We start from the raw sequence: 20,075 nt of genomic DNA on the forward strand, positions 1-20,075 counted from the left end.
GGACGCCCTTCGCAGGTCCCGCGGCTGGGCGGCCACGTCCCGTCCCGGCGTACGGAACCCGGCGACGGGACGCCCTTCGCAGGTCCTGTGGCTGGGCGGCCACGTCCCGTCCCGTCGTCGAACAGGACGGGACGGGACGGAGGCGCGTGATCAGAGGCCGGGGGTGTAGAGGAGCCGGTTGGGCGATCCGCTGCCGGGGCTCACGACGACGCCGGTCGTCGCGTTGGTCACGATCGCGTCCCGCACCTGCTGCGGCGTCGCCGCGGGGTGCCCCTGGAGGTACAGCGCGGAGGCCCCGGTGACGTGCGGGGTGGACATCGACGTGCCACTGATCGTGTTGGTCGAGCCGTCGGAGTCCTTCCACGCCGAGGTGATGTTGTATCCGGGCGCGAACAGGTCCACGCAGGTACCGATATTGCCCCACGACGGCTTTCTGTCGGTGGTGTCGGTGATCGAGACCGTGATGGCCTCGGGTACGCGTGCCGGTGAGGTGTTGCAGGCGTTCTGCGCGAACAGCCCGAGGAAGCCGTTACCCGCCGCGATGGCGTACCCGACGCCGGAGGCGACCGAGCGCTTCACAGCATTGTCCAGGGCTGTGTTCGTGCTGCCGCCAAGGCTCATGTTGGCCACGGCCGGCTTGACGGCGTTCGCGGTGACCCAATCGATTCCCGCGATGACCTGGTCCGTCGTACCGGACCCGCTGCAGTTGAGCACGCGGACGGCGACCAGCGAGACCCCCTTGGCCACGCCGTACGCGCTGCCGCCCGTCGTACCCGCCACGTGGGTGCCGTGGCCGTTGCAGTCCTGGCCGTTCTGCCCGTCGCCGATGGCGTCGAAGCCGATCGAGGCCCGGCCGCCGAAGTCCGAATGGGTGACCCTGATGCCGGTGTCGACGATGTAGGCGCGCACCCCCGCGCCCGTCGGCCCGTATGTGTAGGAGGAGTTCAGCGGCAGGTTTCGCTGGTCGATCCGGTCAATGCCCCACGAAGGGGGGCTGGGCTGGGTATCGGACGCTCGTACCACCGAGTTCTGCTGGACGTATGCCACCGCCGGGTCCGCGGCGAGCTTCTTCGCCTGATCCGAGCTGGCCCGTACGGCGAAGCCGCGCAGCGCGTAGTGATACGTCCTGCTGAAGCTGCCCCCGTGACGGCCGGTGAGCTGCCGTGCCGCGGAGTCGACGTCGCCGCCGTTCTTCAGGACGACGATGTAGCTTCCGGGAACCAGGTCGGCGGGGTCGGCCGCCTCCGCCAACACGGTGCCCCGGCCAGAGGGGTCGTCCGCGTGAGCCGCCGAGGTGGTGGCGAGCATGGAGGCGAGCAGGGTGCCCACGGTGGCGGTGAGCACCGTGGCCGAGCGGAGACGGGTACGGGACGTCGGGGGGTGCGTCATGGGTCCTCCTTGGACCTCGGGGAACCTCGCCAGGTGACCCGAAGTTAGGAACCGCCACGAGATAGCACAAGAGGGACCAATGGTGGCCAAATGGTGGTATTAACCATCCGTTGTCGATGGGTGCGACAGCAAAAGTCAGAACGTCCGCGGCCAGCCCGGTAGACGCCGGATATCAACCGGTAGAGGGAATCTGTGGACCTCGACGAGGCGACGGACCGGCTGTACGGCATGGCGCCCGGTGAGTTCACGGGAGCCCGGGACACCGTCGCGAAGCAGGCCAAAGCTTCAGGCGATATACGGCTGTCGCAACCGTTTTCGGGCCTTGCCGCTGCGGTCCTTACTCGCACATCGTGGCCCCGACGGCCCGACCGCGGGTCCCAGGGTTGGCCGGGATTCTGGACCGGGTGACCCCGAGGTTGAGTGGAGGCGGAAGGTGGCCGTCATACGAGGTGAAGCGCACACAGGCGGCGCCATGTCAGTGGGCCGCTGTGACGACGTGCGCAGCAAGATCGGTCACCGGCCACTCGGAACAGTCCTTATCGCGCACCACGTCGTTAGCCTCGCACCGTGCGCAAGGCGCCGGATTGGCGCCGGTTGAGGCGGTCCAGTGCGGCGGAGGTGGCGTTGTCAGCGGGGAGATAGATGATCAAGCGCTGACCCTCGGCGTCGAGGGTCTCGTAGGCCAGCCGCAGTTCGCCTACCTCGGGGTGGACGAGACGTTCAACACCGGTGCGGTGGGGCAGAACCGGCGTGGCCCGCAGCCGTTCGGCGAACGGGGCACCGGCCATGATGGTCAGTTCGTCAACGAGGTGAATGAGGTGCGGGTCATTGCGGGAGGACTCGGCTTTGAGCGTGGCGACCTGCTCGTCGGCGATGCGGTCCCAATCGGGGTATGCAGCCCGGGCCCGATTGTCGGTGAACACGAACCGGACTCGGCTCGGCGGCTGGCCGTCGAGGAGGCCGATTGGCCTGGCGAGGCGCTCGTAGGCGAAGGTGTGGGCGAGTGTCTCGTCGAGCCGGTTGAGCAGCACGGCCGGAGTGGGTTCCAGCCGGTCCAGCAGCGCCCGCATCGTGGGACGTACTTCCCGTTCAGGGGGCAGGCCGCCGGGGCACAGGATGTCGGCACCAGATGCGGCCTTGGCCAGGTTGCGAAGCTGGACCCGCTCGCCCGCAGAGAGTTGCAGGGCGTCCGCGAGCGCGGCGAGGACCTGCGGCGACGGGTGCCGGTCGCGCCCCTGCTCCAGCCGCGTCAAGTAGTCGACGCTGATCCCGGAAATGGTGGCCAGCTCGGCTCGCCGCAAGCCGGGTGTGCGGCGACGCCGGCTGGTGGGCAGTCCCACCTGGCCCGGGGTGACGGCCTCGCGGCGGCTGCGGAGGAACGTCCCCAACTCGATGTCGCTCACAGGCTGGAGTGTACGGCTGGCGCCGGCGCATCGTGGCCCCGCCAAGGCTAGCCTTACCCCGGCCTTCCCGGCGTCCGCCCGTGTCCACAGACTGAGTCCATGACCTTTACTGCAAACGAGATCGAATATCTGAACAGCCAGCCGCTCGGGCGCCTGGCCACGGTGGGCCCCAGCAGCCGGCCGCACATCGTGCCGGTAGGGGTCTTCTACGACGCAGAAACCCAGACCATCGTCATCGGGGGCCACGCAGGCACCAATATGGCCGCAAGCAAGAAGTTCCGCGACGCCGAGCGCCACCCTGATGTCGCGTTCGCTGTGGACGATCTGGCCTCCGTCGATCCCTGGACACCGCGCGGTATCGAGATCCGAGGGCGTGCGGAAACGCACACCACCGGAGGCGAGGAGGTCGGCAAGCGGATTGGCGCCAACATGCCGTTCGACTCGGCGTGGATCCGCATCCACCCGCGCCGGATTCTGTCGCGCGGGATCGACACGGACGCCTTCGAACTATGGGCAAGGGACGTGGCGTGATGCGTCACCGGCTGCTCGGTCCGACCGGGCTGCGCGTCTCGGAGCTGTTCCTGGGCGCGATGACCTTTGCCGGGCCGGACGAGGCCCGCAAGATGATCGACCTGTACGCCGACGCCGGCGGCAACGTCATCGACACCGCCTCCGCGTACGGCGACAGCGAAGAGGTACTCGGCGATCTCCTCCAGCACCGCCGGGACCGGTTCGTGCTGGCCACCAAGTACACGCTGTCCCGGGACGCCACGGACCCGAACGCGGGCGGCAGCCACCGCAAGAACCTCACCCGGTCCCTCGAGGCAAGCCTGCGACGGCTACGCACCGACTACATCGATCTGTTTTGGGTGCACACCTGGGACCAGCACACGCCGATCGAGGAGACCATGCGGGCGCTGGACGACGCCGTCCGCGCCGGGAAGGTCCTCTACGTGGGCGCGTCTAACCTTCCTGCGTGGCTCGTCTCCCGGGCCAACACCTTGGCCGAGTGGCGCGACTGGACCCCGTTCGCCGGTGTGCAGGTGCCCTACAGCCTGCTCAAACGCGACATCGAGCGGGAATTGCTGCCCATGGCCGAAGCCTACGGAATGACCGTGGCCACCTACGGGGCGCTGGCCGGCGGTGTGCTCTCAGGCAAGTTCACCAGCCACGGCGATGCCCCGACCGGAACCAGGATCAACCCCGCGTCCCTCACTCCGCGCGACCACCAAGCCGCGCGCGCCGTACAGGAGGTTGCCGAGGAGTTGGGGGTGACCGCGTCCCAGGTCGCGATCGCCTGGGCCCGTACCCGGTCTCACGCCGTGCACCCGATCATCGGCTCGCGCGACGTCACGCAACTCAAGGACAACCTGGGCACCCTCGACGTCACCCTGCCAGTTGACGCCGTAGGCCACCTGGATTCGGCAGTGAAGTTCGACCCGGGCTATCCGACCGACATCAACACCGGGGCTCGCCCATGGGTGTTCGGCGACGGGGAAGCCAGGCTAGAGGGCCGAATCCACCTCGCAGGGCGTTCTCTCGCCATGCCCCAGTAGCGGCCCGAACTCGGCCTACACACTGGCGTAGGACGCTGCGAAATTCGCCTGCGCGGGGCCCCTCGCCCAACAAGGACTCCGCGCCACGACCACCTGCGGGAACTGCGGATGGGCGAGTCGGGGCTAATCCTGGCCGGCCGTCCCTGTACCCGACTCCTGGGGGCGGGCGGGTGGGCGAGCCGGGCTGGTTCTCGCCGGCCTGGGAATGCCAATCGGTGCGATCAGTCGTAGATTGCTGACTGTGAGCCTCTCGCTGATCGAAGAAGGCGCGAAGAAGTCGAGCGTCCTGTGGGTCTCGCTGGCCGGGCGTGATCGGCTGGCGTGGCATGTGTGGTACGAGGGCGCCATCTACGTCGTCACCGGCGGCGAGGAGCAGGCGCTACCGGGCCTGGTGGATGCCTCGCGCGTGCGTGTGACGCTGCGCAGCAAGGACAACGGCGCCGAGTTGATCTCCTTCGACGCCGATGCCGAGGTGGTCGATCAGGCGTCGTCGTCGGCGGCCGGCGCCGTGGCCGTCCTGGCGAAGGAGCGGCTCAACGCGGTCGACGCGCCCGGGCTGCCTACCCGCTGGGCCGCCTCCTCCTCGATCGTACGGCTGACGCCCGACGTGGCGGTCTGAGCCAGCAGGGCCCCGGCCAGCACGATGGCGCCGCCCGCTATCTGGGCCACGCCCAGATGCTCCCGGAGCAGGATCCATGCGATCACCGCGCCCATGACGACTTCGAGGGACGCCACGGTGGCCCCCACGGCCGCCGACAGCCGCCGTACCGCGCTGACCCCGGTGACGTACGCCAGTACGGTGGCGATCGCGATCAGCCACAGGGCCGCCACGGCCATCGGGATCGTGTTGCCGCCTAGGGTGACGCTCGTGCCGAAGGCCGCCCAGGGGATGTCCCAGGCCTGCGAGAGCGGGAGGAGGACCACGGCGGCCCCCGCGAGACCCCAGACGATGAGGCCCAGGGGGTCGACGTCGCCGCCGAAGCCGTCGCTCATGAGGAAGTACCCCGCGCAGCAGGCCGCGGCCACGAGGCCCAGTATCAGCCCGATACCGTCCAGGCTCATCCCCTGCCAGATCTCGACCACGACGGCGAGACCCACGAGCACGATCACCGCGCCCGCGTACGCCGAGCGCGGCAGCCGTACGTGCCTGACGAAGCGCACCCAGAAGACCACGAGCACCGGCGCGGTGTACTCCAGCAGGAGCACCACCCCCACGGGAAGCCGCGTGATGGCGAGGAAGAACAGCGCCTGGACTCCGGCCACGGCGATCAGCGCGTACGCGGCGAAGAACCCCCGCTTGCCCGGCGGGACGCGCAGCGCCTTGGGCTTGAGGACGGCGAGGAGCACGATGAGCAGGATGGCGGCGCCCGCCATCCGCACCCACACCGCCTGGAGGGGGGTCAGCCCGCCCGCGCCGAGGAATTTCGCCATGGACCCGGAGAAACCAAAGCAGCAGGCCGATACGACCGCCAGCGCCGCGCCTTTCATGCCACACCCACCCCGTAATGACCGTTAGATGGTTTTGATGCTGTCACACGGAGTTTGGTGAGATCAAGGAGCGGCCGTACGTTGAGACGGCTTTTAGCGGGGCTCGGTATGGCGCACCCCCAAGAACCTCGTACGCTGCGGTAGTGAGGATCTTCGTCGCTCGGCTCGCCGGAACCCCGGTGTTCGACCCCGCCGGTGACCAGATCGGGCGGATCCGGGACATCGTTGTGTCCATGCGCCCCAACGATCCCCCGCGCGTGCACGGCCTGGTCGTCGAGGTCCAGCCGCGCCGGCGGGTGTTCCTGCCGATCACCCGGGTACGGAACATCGAGGCCGACGCCGTGATCTTCACAGGCAGCATCAACCTGCGCCGCTTCGAGAAGCACGCCTCGGAGTCCCTCGCCATCGGAGAGCTTCTCGACCTGACGGTCGAGATCGCTGACGAGAAGGTCACCGTGCTCGACCTCGCCATGGAGCAGGGCCGGACCGGCGAGTGGCTGATCACCAAGGTGGCGGTGCTGCGGGGCGCCCCCGGCCGCGGGCTACGCCGGCGGCGAGGCGAGACCCTCATCGCCGACTGGTCCGACGTCACCGGGTTCGGCTCCGTGCAGAAAGACCAGGGGGCCGCCAACCTGCTGGCCGCATTCGAGGAGACGCGCCCCGCCGACCTCGCCAACGCCCTGCGCCACCTGCCCGACAAGCGGCGGGCGGAGGTGGCCGCCGCGCTCGACGACGACCGGCTCGCCGACGTGCTGGAGGAACTGCCCGAGCGCGACCAGATCGGCATCCTGAGCCGCCTGGACGCCGAGCGCGCGGCCGACGTGCTCGCGGCCATGGACCCGGACGACGCCGCCGACCTGCTGCAGGACCTGCCGTCCGCGCAGGCGGAGGCGCTGCTGGGCCGCATGGAGCCTCGCGAGGCGGCCCCGGTGCGGCGCCTGCTGACGTACGCGGAGAACACCGCGGGCGGCATGATGACCAGCGAACCGGTCGTGCTGCCGCCCCACGCGACGATCGCCGAGGCCCTCGCCGAGATCCGCAGGCAGAACATCACCCCTGCCGTCGCGGCCCAGGTGTACGTCGCCCGGCCGCCGATCCAGACGCCCACCGGCAAGTATCTGGGGGTGGCCCACTTCCAGCGGCTGCTGCGCGAGCCGCCCTCCACGCTGCTGGGCGGCGCGATCGACAGCAGCATCGACCCGATCCGGCCCGACCTGCCCCTTCACGGGGTCACGTCGTACCTCGCCACCTACAACCTGGTGGCCGCCCCCGTGGTCGACGAGATGGGACGGCTCGTCGGGGCCGTCACCGTGGACGACGTGCTCGACCACCTGCTCCCGCCCGACTGGCGGGAGCGCGACGAGCAGCCGCCGGGCGCCGGCATCTCCCCACCGAGTACGCCCGGCTCCGGGCCGCCGGAGGTGAACGGTGGCGGCTAACCGGCTCGACCAGCCCCGGGAGCTCCGGCGTACCTTCCGCCCGCACTACGACCCCGAGGCATTCGGTCGCCTCTCGGAGCGGATCGCCCGCTTCCTCGGTACCGCCCGCTTCCTGGTGTACATGACCGGCTTCATCGCGGTCTGGGTCCTCTGGAACGCGCTGGCGCCCAGAAGCCTCACCTTCGACCCCTACCCGTTCATCTTCCTCACGCTGATCCTGTCGCTTCAGGCCTCCTACGCCGCTCCGCTCATCCTCCTCGCGCAGAACCGGCAGGCCGACCGCGACCGCGTGCAGAGCGAGCAGGACCGGATGACCACCGAGCGGAACCAGGCCGAGGTGGAGTACCTCACCAGGGAGATCGCGGGGCTGCGCCTCGCCCTGGGCGAGCTGGCCACGCGTGACTTCATCAGGGGCGAGCTGGAGCACCTGTTCGACGAGGTGCTCGAGTCGGCCCGCCGGGAGGGTCCCCGGCGGCCACCCCGGCGGCTCGAGAGCGACTCAGAGTGAGTCCTGGGCGAAGAGCTTCGTGAGCATGGCGGCGCACTGCCGTAGCTCCTCCTCGTCGAGGAGATCGAGGAACTGGCCGCGGATCGCGCGCAGGTAGGTGGGCGTGGCGTCGGTGAGACGTTGCTCACCTTTTTTCGTGAGCACTGCGAACAGACCCCGTGCGTCGCTGGCGCAGGCCGCGCGCTCGACCAGCCCGTCACGCTGGAGACGGTCGATGAGCCGCGTGAGCCCGCTGCGGGACAGCAGCACCCGCTCGGCCAGGTCGTTCATGCGCAGCCGCCGGTCGGGGCTTTCTGAGAGCTGGAGCAGCACGTCATAGGCGGCGGGGGCCAGATCGTGGCGGCTCAGCAGCTCCACCTCGAGGCTCCGGGTGATCTGGACCTGAGCCCGCTGCAACATGCGCCAGACGATCATCTGCTGCGGGGTGATCTCCGCCGTCATGGACGTCACGCGGTCATCCTAGAAGGTCGCATAAACACATACACCTCCCTCTTGACCTCTCTTGGCCCCTAGGAGAGAAGCCGGAGTTCGTCGGATCGGTCCTGGGTTCGTAGCATGGATCCATGGCACCAACCCCAGATTTGGTGACGGCCGCGCTGGCGACGGTCAATGACCCTGAGATCCGCCGGCCGATCACCGACCTTGACATGGTCAAGAGCGTCGATATCTCCCCCGATGGGGTGGTGCGGGTCGGCGTCTTTCTCACCGTCGCGGGCTGCCCCATGCGCGACACCATCACGCGCGACGTCACCGCCGCCGTGTCCAAGGTCGCCGGTGTAACCGCCGTCCACGTCGACCTCGACGTCATGAGCACCGAGCAGCGCAAGACCCTCCAGACCAAGCTGCGGGGCGACCGCGGGCCGGAGAAGGAGATCCCCTTCGCCAAGCCCGGCTCCCTGACCCGTGTCTTCGCCGTCGCGAGCGGCAAGGGCGGCGTCGGCAAGTCCTCGGTCACCGTCAACCTCGCCGCGGCGATGGCGGTGTCGGGGCTCAAGGTCGGCGTGCTCGACGCCGACATCTACGGTCACTCGATCCCGCGCATGCTCGGCGTGAGCGACCGTCCCACCAAGGTCGAGGACATGATCATGCCGCCGGTGGCGCATGACATCAAGGTCATCTCGGTCGGCATGTTCAAGCCGCCGGGCAACACGCCGGTGGTGTGGCGCGGGCCGATGCTCGACCGCGCGCTGCATCAGTTCCTCGCCGACGTCTACTGGGGCGACCTCGACGTCCTGCTCATGGACCTGCCTCCGGGCACCGGCGACATCGCGATCTCGGTGGCACAGCGCATGCCGGGGGCCGAGATCCTGGTGGTGACCACCCCGCAGCAGGCCGCGGCGGAGGTCGCCGAGCGTGCCGGGTCCATCGCCACCCAGACCCACCAGCAGATCGCCGGCGTCATCGAGAACATGGCGTGGCTGCCCTGTCCGCACTGCGACGAGCGCATCGCGGTCTTCGGTGAGGGAGGTGGCCAGTCCGTCGCCGACGGCCTCACCCGCACCCTCGGTTCGCGCGTCCCGCTTCTCGGCCAGGTCCCGATCGACCTGCGCCTGCGCGAGGGCGGCGACAACGGCAAGCCGCTCGTGCTCACCGACCCCGACTCGCCGGCCGCGACCGAGCTCCGGCGCATCGCCGAGGGCCTGAGCAAGAAGTCCGGCAGCATCAAGGGGCTCCAGCTCGGGCTGTCCCCCTCCGGCCGCTGAGGCGGCCGTAGGGACACCGCACGCAAGAGGGGCCATCTCCCCAGGGAGATGGCCCCTCTTCGGTGTCTGTGCGGGCTCAGGTGGCCTCGGGGTCGTACGGCGGGATCTCGCCGTAGGCAAGCTCGCCGGCCGCCGCCACGGCGTAGGACTCGGTGTGGACGGGGGTGTCGCGCTCGGCCGCCGGCCGCTCCCAGTCGTCCTCGAGATCCTGCAGCAGGTGCTTGCGGACGAAGTTCTTCGGATGCAGGTCGGTCGGGTCGAAGTTGGCGAACTCGGGGCCGAGGTTGTCCTGCAGGTCGCTCTTGGCGTTGTTGGCCATCTGCCGGACCTGGCGGAGCATGCGGCCCGCCTGGGAGGCGGCCTGCGGAAGCTTGTCGGGCCCGAAGACGAGCAAGGCGATGACCACGAGTGCCAAGACCTCAGGCCAGCCGAGTCCGAACACGGTGATCTCCTACGCTTTCCTACGCCGACGCCTGTCGTTGACCGGGACCGGCAAACGACGACCTGGCTTCCTCCAGACTAATGCCCCGGTTCGGCAAGGGGCACCACAAGGAACGGCCGATCATGACGGCTGCGGGGTCGGGACCGGCACCGCGTCGATGGTTACGGTGGTGGTCTTCTCCTGGCCACCGCGCTGGTACTTCAGCGTCACCTTGTCGCCGGGCGCCTTGCTCCGGATGGTGACGATCAGCTCGGACGGCTGGCTCACCGGCGTGCCGTCGACCTCGAGGATGACGTCACCGGCCTGCAGCCCCGCCTTGTCGGCCGGACCGCCGGAGATCACCGGCTCCTGCCCCGCCTGCGGGGTGGCGGCGATGCGGACGCCGTCGCCCTGGTAGTTCTCGTCGAGGTGGACGCCGATGCGGGACTTCTTGGCCGAGCCGGTGGAGATGAGCTCCTCGGCGATCCGCCGCACGTGGTTGACCGGGATGGAGAAGCCCAGGCCGATGCTGCCGCTCTGCCCGCCGAACGAGCTGTTGCCGAGCGTCGCGATCGCGGAGTTGACGCCGATCACCTCGCCGGCGGCGTTGACCAGCGGACCCCCCGAGTTGCCCGGGTTGATCGCCGCGTCGGTCTGAATGGCGTTGATGAACGAGGACTCCGACCCGCTCTCGCCACCCGCCGTGACGGGACGGTTCAGAGAGCTCACGATGCCCGTCGTGACGGTGCCGGTGAGCCCGAGGGGCGAGCCGATGGCGATGACGGGATCGCCCACGACGACCCGGTCGGAGTTGCCCAGCGTGATCTCCGGGGACCCGAAGGTGTCGTCGGGCTTGACCACGGCGATGTCGGAGCTGGGGTCCCGGCCGATGATCTTGGCGACGCTCGACTTCTTGTTGCTGAACATCACCTTGATGTTGCCGGTCTGCGCGGCCGCCGCGACCACATGGTTGTTCGTGAGGATGTACCCACCCTTGATCACGAAGCCCGAGCCGGTGCCCGCCTCGCTGTTGCCCTTCACATCGAGCGAGACCACGCTCGGGATGACCTTGGCGGCGACGCCGGCCACCGAGTCGGGGGCGCGGTTGACGATCGTGCCGGTCGGCGTGCCGAGCGTGTAGGACGGATCGACGCCCGAGCCGGACCGGGTGAGCAGGAAGGTGCCGAGGCTGCCCGCCATCGAGGCGATCAGGGCGATCACGACGGCGAGGACGGCGAGCACTCCGGTCCTGGGCATCCTGGGCGCGGCGCCACTGTCCACGCGCGGGCCGCCCGGGGGCGGCGCCCAGCCGGGGCCCATGCCGAACGGATTGCGCGGAGGCGGCGGACCGAAGGGGCCACCGGGCGAGGGCGGCAGGGGCCCGCCGGACGGATTCCCCCAGCCGGACTCCTCGCCTCCTCCACGCCGGTCACCGGGCTGCTGCCCGGAGTACGGCCCGCCCATGGGGGCGTCGGACCGCGGTGTCTCGGCCGCGAAGGGGATGGGCCCGGTCGTCTCGTTCCCGAAAGGATCGCGCCCGGTCTCGCTGCGGTTGGGAGCGTTCCCGGTCTCGCGTCCGTACGGATCACGCCCGGCGTCGCCGGCGGGGGCGAAAGGATCGCGCCCTCCGCCGCTCGCGGCGAAGGGGTTGGGGCCGGTGAAGGCGTCGGGCCCCGAGACCGGCGCGCCGGCCGGCCATCCCTCAGAGGCAGGCAGGAACTCCGGCCTGACGCGCATCCCACCGGGGTCCGAGGACCCCGGTGAACGCTGAGAGGGAGTGGCCACGTCCCCGGAGTCGAAGGTACGTGTCTCGTCGGTCATCGAACGCTCACTCCCGAGGCCGGTCAACGTGGTCTACGCCAGATTCTCGCTCGGACCCCATACGAGCACCGTAAATCGCACCCGGCAAGGGTCCATCCGATCGTATGCCCGCTTCGGCGTGGACGGCGCGGGCGGGTCGACGACGCCCGTGCCGCCGGTGGCCGGCCTCAGGGTCGGGGCGACGGCGTCTCCAGCCGTCCCGGCACGACCTGCCCGGCCGGAGTGGTGCGGTGCTGGTTGGCGAACATCTCGACGGGCGGGGCGGACGGCCTGCTGTCGGCACCGCTCACCATGAACAGGGTGCTGAGCGCGACGGCGGCCGACGCGACGCCGACCGCGACGTACCCCGCCCGGCGGTTGCCGCCCGAGCGGCCGGGACCGGAGAACCCGCCACCACGGCGCGGCCTGTTGTCGACCGGATTGCTGGTCAGCGAGTAAGTCGGGTTGGGAAAGGGGCGTACCCTCGGCGGGAGCGGGCCGCCCGGCTCGGACATCCTCATCAGGGACATCGTGAGATCCGCAGGGACGCCCGGCGCGTCGAGTGACCGAAGCCGGCTCTTCAGCGCCCTGATCGCGTCGAGCTCGGCGCGGCAGTCTGCGCATAGTGTCAGGTGCGCCAGCGCACGCTCTCGCTCGGTGTGACCGAGCTCACCGTCAATGAGCGCGGAAGCGCGCTCTCCGAGATGACTCATGCTCCCTCCCTGCTAACGGTCGGGGGGAGTTCGTCGCGACGGGGTGCCCGGTGTTCGAGCGCCTCGCGCAACTGACTGCGACCGCGGTGGATTCGGCTGCGAACGGTGCCCAGCTTCACGCCGAGTGTCGCCGCGATCTCCTCGTAGGACAGGCCCTCGATGTCGCAGAGGACCACGGCCGCGCGGAACTCCGGCTGGAGCGCGTCGAGAGCGGCCTGGATGTCGGGCTCCAGCTGGGCGTCGTCGAACACCTGGGCCGGAGAGGGCTCCCGCCCGCGCAGGCGCTCCGCCGCGTCGTCGCCGAGGCCCTCGAACCGGATGCGCTGCCTGCGCCGCGCCATGTCCAGGAAGAGGTTCGTGGTGATGCGGTGCAACCAGCCCTCGAAAGTGCCGGGGGTGTAGCTGGACAGCGACCGGAAGACCCGGACGAAGACCTCCTGCGTGAGATCCTCGGCGTCGTGCATGTTGCCGGTGAGCCTGTAGGCCAGGCGGTAGACGCGCGCCGAGTGTGCGCGGACGACCTCCTCCCAGGTCGGAGGTGTCCAACCGTCGTCGGGCAACCGGGGGTCTCCCCCCGGGAACGCGCTATCGGGAGTATCAGCCTGGTGGTAGTTGTCCACCAGCACTCCTCTCTCCGGGACCACCGCTACAGCCATAGTGCCTGCTTTCGTCCCTTCCTGCGTACCCACGAGCCACCGAAGCCCGACTGTGTCCTTTAACAAAGGTCGTTCAAAGCGTGCAACGTACCCGTTGTGGCGTGAGTTCCCGTTCGGCCCTTACTCCCCTAGGCTGCGACCAAATACGTGCGTACGGCGAAGGCGGGGAGGAGAGGCCGATGGCCCCGACGCCGACGACTCCGGTGGAGGCCACGCTGGCCTACGCGGAGGAGTTCCATGACGAGGACGAGGTGCTGCGAGCCGCGAGGCGGCGTGGCATGGAGGTGGGGGCCGTCCCCATCCTGACCGGAGGCGGCGCGGCCCTGTGCTTCCTCGCCACGGCGATCAGCGCCAGGTCCGTGGTCGAGGTCGGCACCGGATGCGGGGTCTCGGGGCTGTGGCTGCTGCGCGGCATGCGGCCGGACGGCACCCTGACCAGCGTCGACGTAGAGCCCGAGCACCAGCGTCTGGCCCGCCAGTCCTTCGCCGAGGCCGGGTTCTCCGGCAGCAGGGTCCGCCTGATCGGCGGACGAGCCCTGGACGTGCTCCCCCGGCTCGCCGACGGCGGCTACGACCTGGTGTTCTGCGACGCCGCCAAACAGGAGTACGGCGACTATCTGGCCGAGGCCGTGCGCCTGCTGCGACCCGGTGGCATCGTGGCCTTCGACAACGCGCTGTGGCACAACCGGGTGGCGGACCCCGCGCAGCGCGACCCCGAGACCGTGGCGATCCGCGAGCTCGGCAAGCTGGTCAAGGGCGACGAGCGGCTGCGCGCCCTGATGATGCCCCTCGGCGACGGGCTCCTCGCGGCCATCAAGACGGCGAACTAGCGGCCCGCCACGACGGGCCCAGGGGCCACCGGACACGCCCGCCCGGCGCCCCCGCCGAGCGTCCGCCCCGCACGCCCGTCAGGTGGTGAGCCACTCCAGCAGGAGGCGGGTGCCGAAGCCGGTCGCGCCCTTGGTCAGGACGCCGTCGTCCGAGGTGGTGCGCGCCACCCCCGCGATGTCGAGGTGGGCCCACCGCCGACCGCCGGTGAACTCACGCAGGAACAGCGCCGCGGTGATGGAGCCCCCGCCGTACTTGCCCTCGGCGTCGATGTTGGACAGGTCGGCCACCGGGGAGTCGAGAGCGGGCCGGTAGTCGTCGACCAGGGGCATGTGCCACAGAGGATCGCCGGACGCCTTTCCGGCCTCCAGCAGTTCCTTCACCAGATCGTCGGCCGAGGAGAAGACCGCGCCGAGGTCGCGGCCAAGGGCGATGCCGATGGCGCCGGTCAAGGTGGCCAGGTCGACCACGGTGTCGGGGTCGAGGACCTCGTCGGCGTAGGCCAGGGCGTCGGCGAGCACCAGCCTGCCCTCGGCGTCGGTGTTGAGCACCTCGACCGTGCGGCCGCCGTACTGCGTGATCACATCGCCCGGACGCTGGGCGCCGCCGGACGGCATGTTCTCGGCGGCGGCGACCAGACCGGTGACGCGTGTGCGGACGCCCAGCTCGCGCAGCGCGCCGAGGACGGAGATCACCACCGCCCCGCCCGCCATGTCGGTCTTCATGAACTTCATGCCGTCGGTGGGCTTGAGAGAGAGCCCTCCGCTGTCGAAGGTGATTCCCTTGCCCACCAGCACCACGTGGGTGCCGTCGGGGTCGGCGGGCTCGTACGACAACTGGATCAGGCGGGGCGGGCTGGCCGATCCCTGCCCCACCGCGAGGATGCCCCCGAACCCTTCGGCGGCGAGCTCGTCGGGTCCCCAGACCTTGGCCTCCAGGCCCGACCGCTCCGCGACCTCGACGGCGCGGTCGGCCAGCCAGGCGGGGTCCTTCTCGGAGGACGGCGTGTTGGACAGGTCACGGGTGAGGGCCGTGGCCCGGGCGATCACCTCGGCGCGCTCGACGGCCGGCCGGGCCTCCTCGGGCCCGGAAAGGCGGATCTCCTCGACGGCCGCGGTGCGGGGCGCGCCGATGCGCATGGTGTAGGAGGCGAGCAGCAGGCCCTCGGTGAGGGCCGCCCATCCCTGCTCGCCGACCCCGCCGGGAAGGACGACGTCGATCGACCGCCGCCCCCTGACCCGTCGTGCGACCGCCCCGCCCGCCCTGCGCAGGGCCCGGGGCGTGCCGTCGCCGATGCCGTAGAGCAGCACCCGCCGGACGGCGGCACCGTGGGCGACGGGAACCTCCACCACCTCGCCGGGCTCCCCCTTGGCCTCATGGTGGGCCAGAAGGGCCGGCACCGGCACGGGGAGCTCCACGTCGGCGGACAGGTCGCTCCCGAACGGCACGGCGAGCAGGTCGGCGTCCCGCTTGGACTGGTCGATGAATCTCAGCGCGGTTTCAATGGGCACGGTGGTCCTCCCCTGCCTGAATGCGACAGCCCCGGCGTGGGGGCGTGCGGCCCGGCCGCCGGGGCCGTCAAGTCGCCTGTGTCGGTGGGTTGTGTCAGGGGTATGTCAGCCGACGACGTTCTTCAGAGCGTCGCCAAGGGCTCTTGCCTCATCTGGTGAGAGCTCGACGACGAGCCGGCCGCCACCCTCGAGAGGGACCCGCATGACAATGCCCCGTCCTTCCTTGGTGACCTCCAGCGGACCGTCGCCAGTCCGCGGCTTCATCGCCGCCATGCGTGTATCCCTTCCTGCCTCGGCCTGCGCGATGCCGTACGCGCCTGTCCGCGCCCGACCGCCCGCCGCTTTCACGTCTTCTGTGACGTCCCATTATCCCGCCTCGCGAGCGCGCATGGGTAACGATCTCCTCCCAGAATGCGTTGTCCGGGGCCCCCACGCCGATCAAACTGGTCTATGTGAACGCCCGCGCCGCGCTTTTCGATCTCTACGGAGATCACCTGCGCATCCGTACCGGGCGAGCGTCCGTGGCCGCTTTGGTACGGCTTCTCGCCCCTCTGGACATCGCCGCACCTGCCGTCCGTACCGCCATTTCCCGGATGGTCCGGCAAGACTGGCTCAAGCCCGTGCGGCTCCCCCAAGGGCCGGGATACGCGCTGACGCCCAAGTGCGCGCGGCGCCTCGACGAGGCCGCCGTACGCATCTACCGGACCGGCTCGGCCCTGTGGTCCGGGCACTGGGACGTGGTCGTCTTCCAGCCGGTGCGTGAGCGGGGCAGGCGCGAGCGGCTACGCGCCGACCTGGCCTTCCTCGGCTACGCGCCCCTGTCGGAGACCACCTGGATCGGGCCGTGGCCCTCTCCCGAGCTCGACACGATGCTCGGCGAGCAGGGGGTGCCCGCCGACCGGTTCCAATGCACCTTCGGCGGCGATCCGCGAGAGCTGGTCGCCCGCGCCTGGGACCTGTGCGCCATCGCCCGAGCCTACGAAGAGTGGATGGAGCAGGCCGTCGATCTTGTGGGGGCGCTGGCCCGCGACGCCCCCGACGACCAGATCTTCGCCACCCGTAGCAGACTGGTCCACGGCTGGCGCAACTTCCTGTTCCGCGATCCGGGCCTTCCGCCGGAGCTGCTTCCCCCGGCCTGGCCGGGTGAGAAGGCCCGCGCCTACTTCGAGCAGGAGGCCGCCCGCCTGCTGCCGGCCGCGGCCGGCTTCGTCGACCGAAACCTGGACAAGGGAGTCCACTGATGGATCAGCGACCCAAGGCCACCCCCGCCGCGCCGGGGCCGGTCTCGCCCTCCCCGACCGCGGATGAGCACGGCCACGATCAGGTGCTCTACGCCGTCGAGGACGGCGTCGCGACGATCACCCTGAACCGCCCTGACGCCATGAACGCGCTCACCATCTCGATGAAGGCCGCCCTGCTGGAGGCGCTGGAGCGGGCACGTGAGGACGCGCAGGCCCGTGTCGTGGTGCTGACGGGCGCGGGGCGGGGTTTCTGCGCCGGGCAGGACCTGAGGGAGCACGCGGACAACCTGGAGGCCGGGGTGGGCCTCGACAACACCGTCCGCGCCCACTACAACCCCATCGTCTCGACGATCGCGGCCATGGGCAAGCCGGTGGTGGCCGTGGTGAACGGCATCGCCGCGGGGGCCGGGGCCTCGCTGGCCTTCGCCTGCGACTTCCGGATCGCGGCCGAGGGCGCGAAGTTCGCGATGGCGTTCGGCGCCATCGGCCTGGCACCCGACTCCGGGGCGTCCTGGACGCTTCCGAGGCTGGTCGGCCCGGCGAGGGCGCGTGAGCTGCTGATGCTGGGCGAGCCCGTGGGGGCTCAGAGGGCGCTGGAGATCGGCATGGTGAACTCCGTCGTGCCCGGCGACGACCTGGCCGCGAGCGCCCGGGAGCTCGCCGCACGGCTCGCTCAGGGCCCGACCGTGGCCTACGGGGCCATCAAGCAGGCCCTCGACTTCTCCGCCGCGCACCCGCTGGAGGACTCGCTGGAGATGGAGGCCGACCTCCAGGACGCCTGCGCCAAGTCGGAGGACCACCACAACGCCACCCGGGCCTTCCTCGCCAAGGAGCGTCCCGTCTTCCACGGCCGCTGATCGGCGACGGGCCGGGTTCAGGCGGGGCGCTCGCGCACCCAGCACCCGGCCACGTGGTCGTTCACCAGGCCGATCGCCTGCATCAGGGCGTAGGCAGTGGTCGGGCCGACGAAGCGGAAGCCGTGGCGCTTCAGCTCCTTGGCCAGGGCCTTGGACGCGGGGGTCGTCGCCGGCACGTCGGAGAGCGACGCCGGCGTGGGCGAGGCCGGGTCGGCGTACCGCCAGACCAGCTCGGAGACGCCTCCGGGGAGCACGGCCGCGGCGTGCGCGTTGGCGATGGCCGCCTCGATCTTGGCCCGGTTGCGTATGATCCCCGCGTCGGCCAGCAGCCGCTCGACGTCGGACTCGTCGAACGCGGCCACCGCGGCGATCGAGAAGCCGGCGAAGGCCTTGCGGAAGTTCTCGCGCTTCCGCAGGATCGTCAGCCACGACAGGCCCGACTGGAACGCCTCGAGGGTCAGCCGCTCGAACACCGGGTCGTCGCCGTGGACGGGCCGGCCCCACTCTTCGTCGTGGTAGCGGACGTAGTCGGGAGCGCTGGTCGCCCAGCCGCATCGCACAAGCTCAGGGGTCACAGATTCCGAGGTTACAAGCCCGGCGGGGTGAAGCTCACTCGCCGGGCGTCATCGGATGTCATCGGGCGTCCTCGGCGTCGGAGCGGTCGCCGGTCGCCACACCGCCTCCGTTGGACGCCGAGTGCTTCCCCGGCGAGCTCCTGGGCTTCTCGAAGGGGCCGGGCTCCTCGCCGGACGCCTCGAACGGATCCGGGTCCTTCTTCGGCGTCTCCGGCGGATCGGGGTCCTTGTCCTGGGCCTTGACCGGTTCGCGATCGTCCCCGGGCGCGGCGGGGAGGTTTCCAAGGCCGGAGGCGGGCACGTCCGGCGGCGCGCTGGCGACACCCGAGCTCGTGGACAGGTCCGGCGGCGCGCTCGCCACACCCGAGCTCGTGGACAGGTCCGGCGGCGTGCTCGCGACACCACCCGAGCTCGTGGAGGGGGCGGGATCGACGCGGGGCACCTGGCGGACCCCCGGGCTCGGGGTGATGGGATCGAACAGGTTCTCGTGCGACACGGCCCCCCGGTCGTCCCCGCCGAAGCCGAAGGAGTGCTCCACGGCCCCCCAACCGCCCGTGGAGGCCTCGGGCCCCGCCTCCGCCCCGGCGGTGGCCCCCGGCGCCCAGGACGGCCGCGCGTACGACTCCTGGCGCGCCTGGAGCCGTCCGGCGAGAAGCTCGGCGACGCGCTGCTCCAGAACGGCGATGTGGGTGTCACGCTCGCCCAGGGCCGTCGCGGCCCGTTGCAGGGTCTCGTCGACGCTCTGGGTGTGGTAGCCGACCAGGCTCACCGGCAGCTGCAGCGCCATGAAGTCGACGGCCGTCAGCTGCCCGGGGTCGGGCAGGTCGAGAGGCGGTACGTCGGGGGCGAACTCCGTCAGCTCGCCACCGCGCCCTTGCGAGACCATCACCACGCACAACAGCACGGCGACCGCAGCGACAGCGAGGAGGACCAGCACATACGAATCGTGCCACATCGGTGCCTTTGAGCGCGCGTTGTTGCCTCCGCACCCTGATCTTCCGGCATGGGTGTACCGCCCTGCGCACACGTGTGCACGGCCGCACCTGCCCCCGCCCGGCGGATGAATACGCCCGCCACCTGGCATGTGACACCATCGGCACATGACGCCCGTGCTCGTGACCGGCCTCGACCGCCCCCTGGACCCCTCCTGGGTCGAGGCGGGCTCCGCCGCCGAGGTCGAGCGGCATGCCCGTGCCGGCCACACGGTCGCGGTGACCCTGTCCGGGGACGAGACCACACAGCTCGCCACGGCGGCGGTGTTCGCGTGGCTCGGGGCGCGGGTCTTCCGCACGGCACATGAGACGCAGGTGAGGCTGGCGCTCGACATGACCGAGTCGCTCGCGGGAAGGCGCCCCCCTGCGCTAGCCCGGCGCGGCCTCGCCTAGCTCCTCCGCGTTCGGGCTCAGCGGACGGCCCGGCCTCTCCAGGTGGTGCAGCGCCTCCTCGACCGTGGTGGTCCAGGAGATCGCGTCGAAGACGTCGGGACGGGTGAACCCCGCGTCGTACATGCCGTCGACGAGCCGGCGCAGCGGGGCGTACAGGCCCCAGGGATCCAGGATGACCAGGGGCTTTTCGTGCAGCCCGAGCACACGCGATGTCCAGATCTCGAAGAGCTCCTCCAGCGTGCCGATGCCGCCGGGCAGTACGAGGAACGCGTCGGACCGGCCGTCCATGATCCCCTTGCGCTCGCGCATGTCGGCGGTGATGATCAGCTCGTCGGAGTCGCTGTCGGCGATCTCGAGGTCCACCAGGGCCTGAGGCATCACGCCGATCGTGCGCCCGCCCGCCTTCCGCGCGGCACGGGCCACCGCGCCCATGCAGGACACCACGGCGCCGCCGCTGACGAGCGTGTGCCCGCGCCGGGCCAGCTCCGTGCCCACCTGGGTGGCCAGGTCGAGATACTTGCCGTCGATCTTCTGGCTGGAGGCGCAGAACACGCAAATCGCCATAGTCACGACGGCAACCCTATCCAGGACGCCTGGTGGGG

Annotated in this window: 22 protein-coding genes; 9 read left to right on the forward strand and 13 right to left on the reverse strand. The window is 70.5% G+C overall.

What is annotated here, in order from left to right:
- Positions 1-150: 150 nt before the first annotated feature.
- The gene (locus ABD810_RS24200; RefSeq protein ID WP_344944658.1) at positions 151-1,389 is read right to left on the reverse strand and encodes a S8 family peptidase; all 1,239 of its coding nucleotides are present in this window, start codon (positions 1,387-1,389) and stop codon (positions 151-153) included.
- Positions 1,390-1,943: 554 nt separating this feature from the next.
- Entirely contained in the window at positions 1,944-2,792 is an 849-nt protein-coding gene (locus tag ABD810_RS24205) for an MmyB family transcriptional regulator (protein WP_344944660.1), read from the reverse strand.
- A gap of 99 nt (positions 2,793-2,891) precedes the next feature.
- Between ABD810_RS24205 and ABD810_RS24210 the strand changes: the two genes are divergently transcribed.
- Entirely contained in the window at positions 2,892-3,323 is a 432-nt protein-coding gene (locus tag ABD810_RS24210) for a PPOX class F420-dependent oxidoreductase (RefSeq protein ID WP_344944663.1), read from the forward strand.
- Positions 3,323-4,348, forward strand: a complete 1,026-nt coding sequence (locus ABD810_RS24215; RefSeq protein ID WP_344944806.1) for an aldo/keto reductase — start codon at positions 3,323-3,325, stop codon at positions 4,346-4,348. Before ABD810_RS24210 ends, ABD810_RS24215 begins: the two co-directional genes overlap by 1 nt.
- A 480-nt stretch (positions 4,349-4,828) precedes the next feature.
- On the opposite strand, the gene ABD810_RS24220 is transcribed toward ABD810_RS24215, so the two are convergent.
- The gene (locus ABD810_RS24220; protein WP_425566946.1) at positions 4,829-5,779 is read right to left on the reverse strand and encodes an EamA family transporter; all 951 of its coding nucleotides are present in this window, start codon (positions 5,777-5,779) and stop codon (positions 4,829-4,831) included.
- 200 nt (positions 5,780-5,979) lie between these two features.
- Here ABD810_RS24220 and ABD810_RS24225 point away from each other — a divergent pair, with 200 nt between their 5' ends.
- Together ABD810_RS24225 and ABD810_RS24230 are read left to right on the forward strand one after the other, a co-directional pair.
- On the forward strand, positions 5,980-7,275 hold the full coding sequence (locus tag ABD810_RS24225) for a magnesium transporter MgtE N-terminal domain-containing protein (RefSeq protein ID WP_344944669.1): 1,296 nt from the start codon (positions 5,980-5,982) through the stop codon (positions 7,273-7,275).
- Entirely contained in the window at positions 7,265-7,783 is a 519-nt protein-coding gene (locus tag ABD810_RS24230) for a DUF1003 domain-containing protein (protein WP_344944671.1), read from the forward strand. The genes ABD810_RS24225 and ABD810_RS24230 overlap by 11 nt, the downstream gene beginning before the upstream one ends.
- On the opposite strand, the gene ABD810_RS24235 is transcribed toward ABD810_RS24230, so the two are convergent.
- A complete protein-coding gene (locus ABD810_RS24235; protein WP_344944810.1) occupies positions 7,775-8,224 on the reverse strand; it encodes a MarR family winged helix-turn-helix transcriptional regulator in 450 nt (149 codons plus the stop codon). The genes ABD810_RS24230 and ABD810_RS24235 overlap by 9 nt on opposite strands.
- Positions 8,225-8,346: 122 nt before the next feature.
- Here ABD810_RS24235 and ABD810_RS24240 point away from each other — a divergent pair, with 122 nt between their 5' ends.
- Positions 8,347-9,486, forward strand: a complete 1,140-nt coding sequence (locus tag ABD810_RS24240) for an Mrp/NBP35 family ATP-binding protein (protein ID WP_344944674.1) — start codon at positions 8,347-8,349, stop codon at positions 9,484-9,486.
- Between the two features lie 76 nt (positions 9,487-9,562).
- On the opposite strand, the gene ABD810_RS24245 is transcribed toward ABD810_RS24240, so the two are convergent.
- The 4 genes from ABD810_RS24245 to sigE form a co-directional block, all read right to left on the reverse strand.
- Positions 9,563-9,928, reverse strand: a complete 366-nt coding sequence (locus tag ABD810_RS24245; RefSeq protein WP_344944676.1) for a sec-independent translocase — start codon at positions 9,926-9,928, stop codon at positions 9,563-9,565.
- Positions 9,929-10,048: 120 nt separating this feature from the next.
- Positions 10,049-11,728 carry a S1C family serine protease gene (locus ABD810_RS24250; RefSeq protein WP_344944679.1) on the reverse strand — a complete coding sequence of 560 codons (1,680 nt, stop codon included), beginning with the start codon at positions 11,726-11,728 and terminating at the stop codon, positions 10,049-10,051.
- A 167-nt stretch (positions 11,729-11,895) separates the two neighbouring features.
- Positions 11,896-12,420: an anti-sigma factor family protein gene (locus tag ABD810_RS24255; RefSeq protein ID WP_344944682.1), complete on the reverse strand. Its 525-nt coding sequence runs from the start codon at positions 12,418-12,420 to the stop codon at positions 11,896-11,898.
- Positions 12,417-13,076: an RNA polymerase sigma factor SigE gene (gene sigE / locus ABD810_RS24260; RefSeq protein WP_344944685.1), complete on the reverse strand. Its 660-nt coding sequence runs from the start codon at positions 13,074-13,076 to the stop codon at positions 12,417-12,419. Before sigE ends, ABD810_RS24255 begins: the two co-directional genes overlap by 4 nt.
- A gap of 179 nt (positions 13,077-13,255) precedes the next feature.
- Between sigE and ABD810_RS24265 the strand changes: the two genes are divergently transcribed.
- The gene (locus ABD810_RS24265; RefSeq protein WP_344944688.1) at positions 13,256-13,906 is read left to right on the forward strand and encodes an O-methyltransferase; all 651 of its coding nucleotides are present in this window, start codon (positions 13,256-13,258) and stop codon (positions 13,904-13,906) included.
- A 78-nt stretch (positions 13,907-13,984) separates the two neighbouring features.
- Here the strand turns inward: ABD810_RS24265 and ABD810_RS24270 are convergent, their stop codons facing one another.
- Positions 13,985-15,415, reverse strand: a complete 1,431-nt coding sequence (locus tag ABD810_RS24270) for a leucyl aminopeptidase (RefSeq protein WP_344944691.1) — start codon at positions 15,413-15,415, stop codon at positions 13,985-13,987.
- A 105-nt stretch (positions 15,416-15,520) separates the two neighbouring features.
- On the reverse strand, positions 15,521-15,688 hold the full coding sequence (locus ABD810_RS24275) for a DUF3117 domain-containing protein (protein ID WP_114033903.1): 168 nt from the start codon (positions 15,686-15,688) through the stop codon (positions 15,521-15,523).
- 143 nt (positions 15,689-15,831) lie between these two features.
- On the opposite strand from ABD810_RS24275, the gene ABD810_RS24280 reads away from it, so the two are divergent.
- Positions 15,832-16,656, forward strand: coding sequence for a PaaX family transcriptional regulator (locus tag ABD810_RS24280; protein WP_344944695.1), 825 nt, complete (start codon positions 15,832-15,834; stop codon positions 16,654-16,656).
- The gene (locus ABD810_RS24285) at positions 16,656-17,513 is read left to right on the forward strand and encodes an enoyl-CoA hydratase-related protein (RefSeq protein WP_344944698.1); all 858 of its coding nucleotides are present in this window, start codon (positions 16,656-16,658) and stop codon (positions 17,511-17,513) included. Before ABD810_RS24280 ends, ABD810_RS24285 begins: the two co-directional genes overlap by 1 nt.
- Before the next feature lie 17 nt (positions 17,514-17,530).
- Here ABD810_RS24285 and ABD810_RS24290 read toward each other — a convergent pair whose 3' ends face one another.
- Positions 17,531-18,088: a DNA-3-methyladenine glycosylase I gene (locus ABD810_RS24290; RefSeq protein ID WP_344944701.1), complete on the reverse strand. Its 558-nt coding sequence runs from the start codon at positions 18,086-18,088 to the stop codon at positions 17,531-17,533.
- Positions 18,089-18,146: 58 nt separating this feature from the next.
- Entirely contained in the window at positions 18,147-19,025 is an 879-nt protein-coding gene (locus tag ABD810_RS24295; protein WP_344944704.1) for a hypothetical protein, read from the reverse strand.
- Between the two features lie 163 nt (positions 19,026-19,188).
- On the opposite strand from ABD810_RS24295, the gene ABD810_RS24300 reads away from it, so the two are divergent.
- Positions 19,189-19,473: a hypothetical protein gene (locus tag ABD810_RS24300; protein WP_344944707.1), complete on the forward strand. Its 285-nt coding sequence runs from the start codon at positions 19,189-19,191 to the stop codon at positions 19,471-19,473.
- Here the strand turns inward: ABD810_RS24300 and ABD810_RS24305 are convergent.
- Entirely contained in the window at positions 19,450-20,037 is a 588-nt protein-coding gene (locus ABD810_RS24305; protein ID WP_344944813.1) for an LOG family protein, read from the reverse strand. The genes ABD810_RS24300 and ABD810_RS24305 overlap by 24 nt on opposite strands.
- Positions 20,038-20,075: the final 38 nt, after the last annotated feature.

The organism is Sphaerisporangium flaviroseum (genome assembly GCF_039537005.1).
In the GTDB taxonomy this organism is placed as follows: Bacteria; Actinomycetota; Actinomycetes; order Streptosporangiales; family Streptosporangiaceae; genus Sphaerisporangium; species Sphaerisporangium flaviroseum.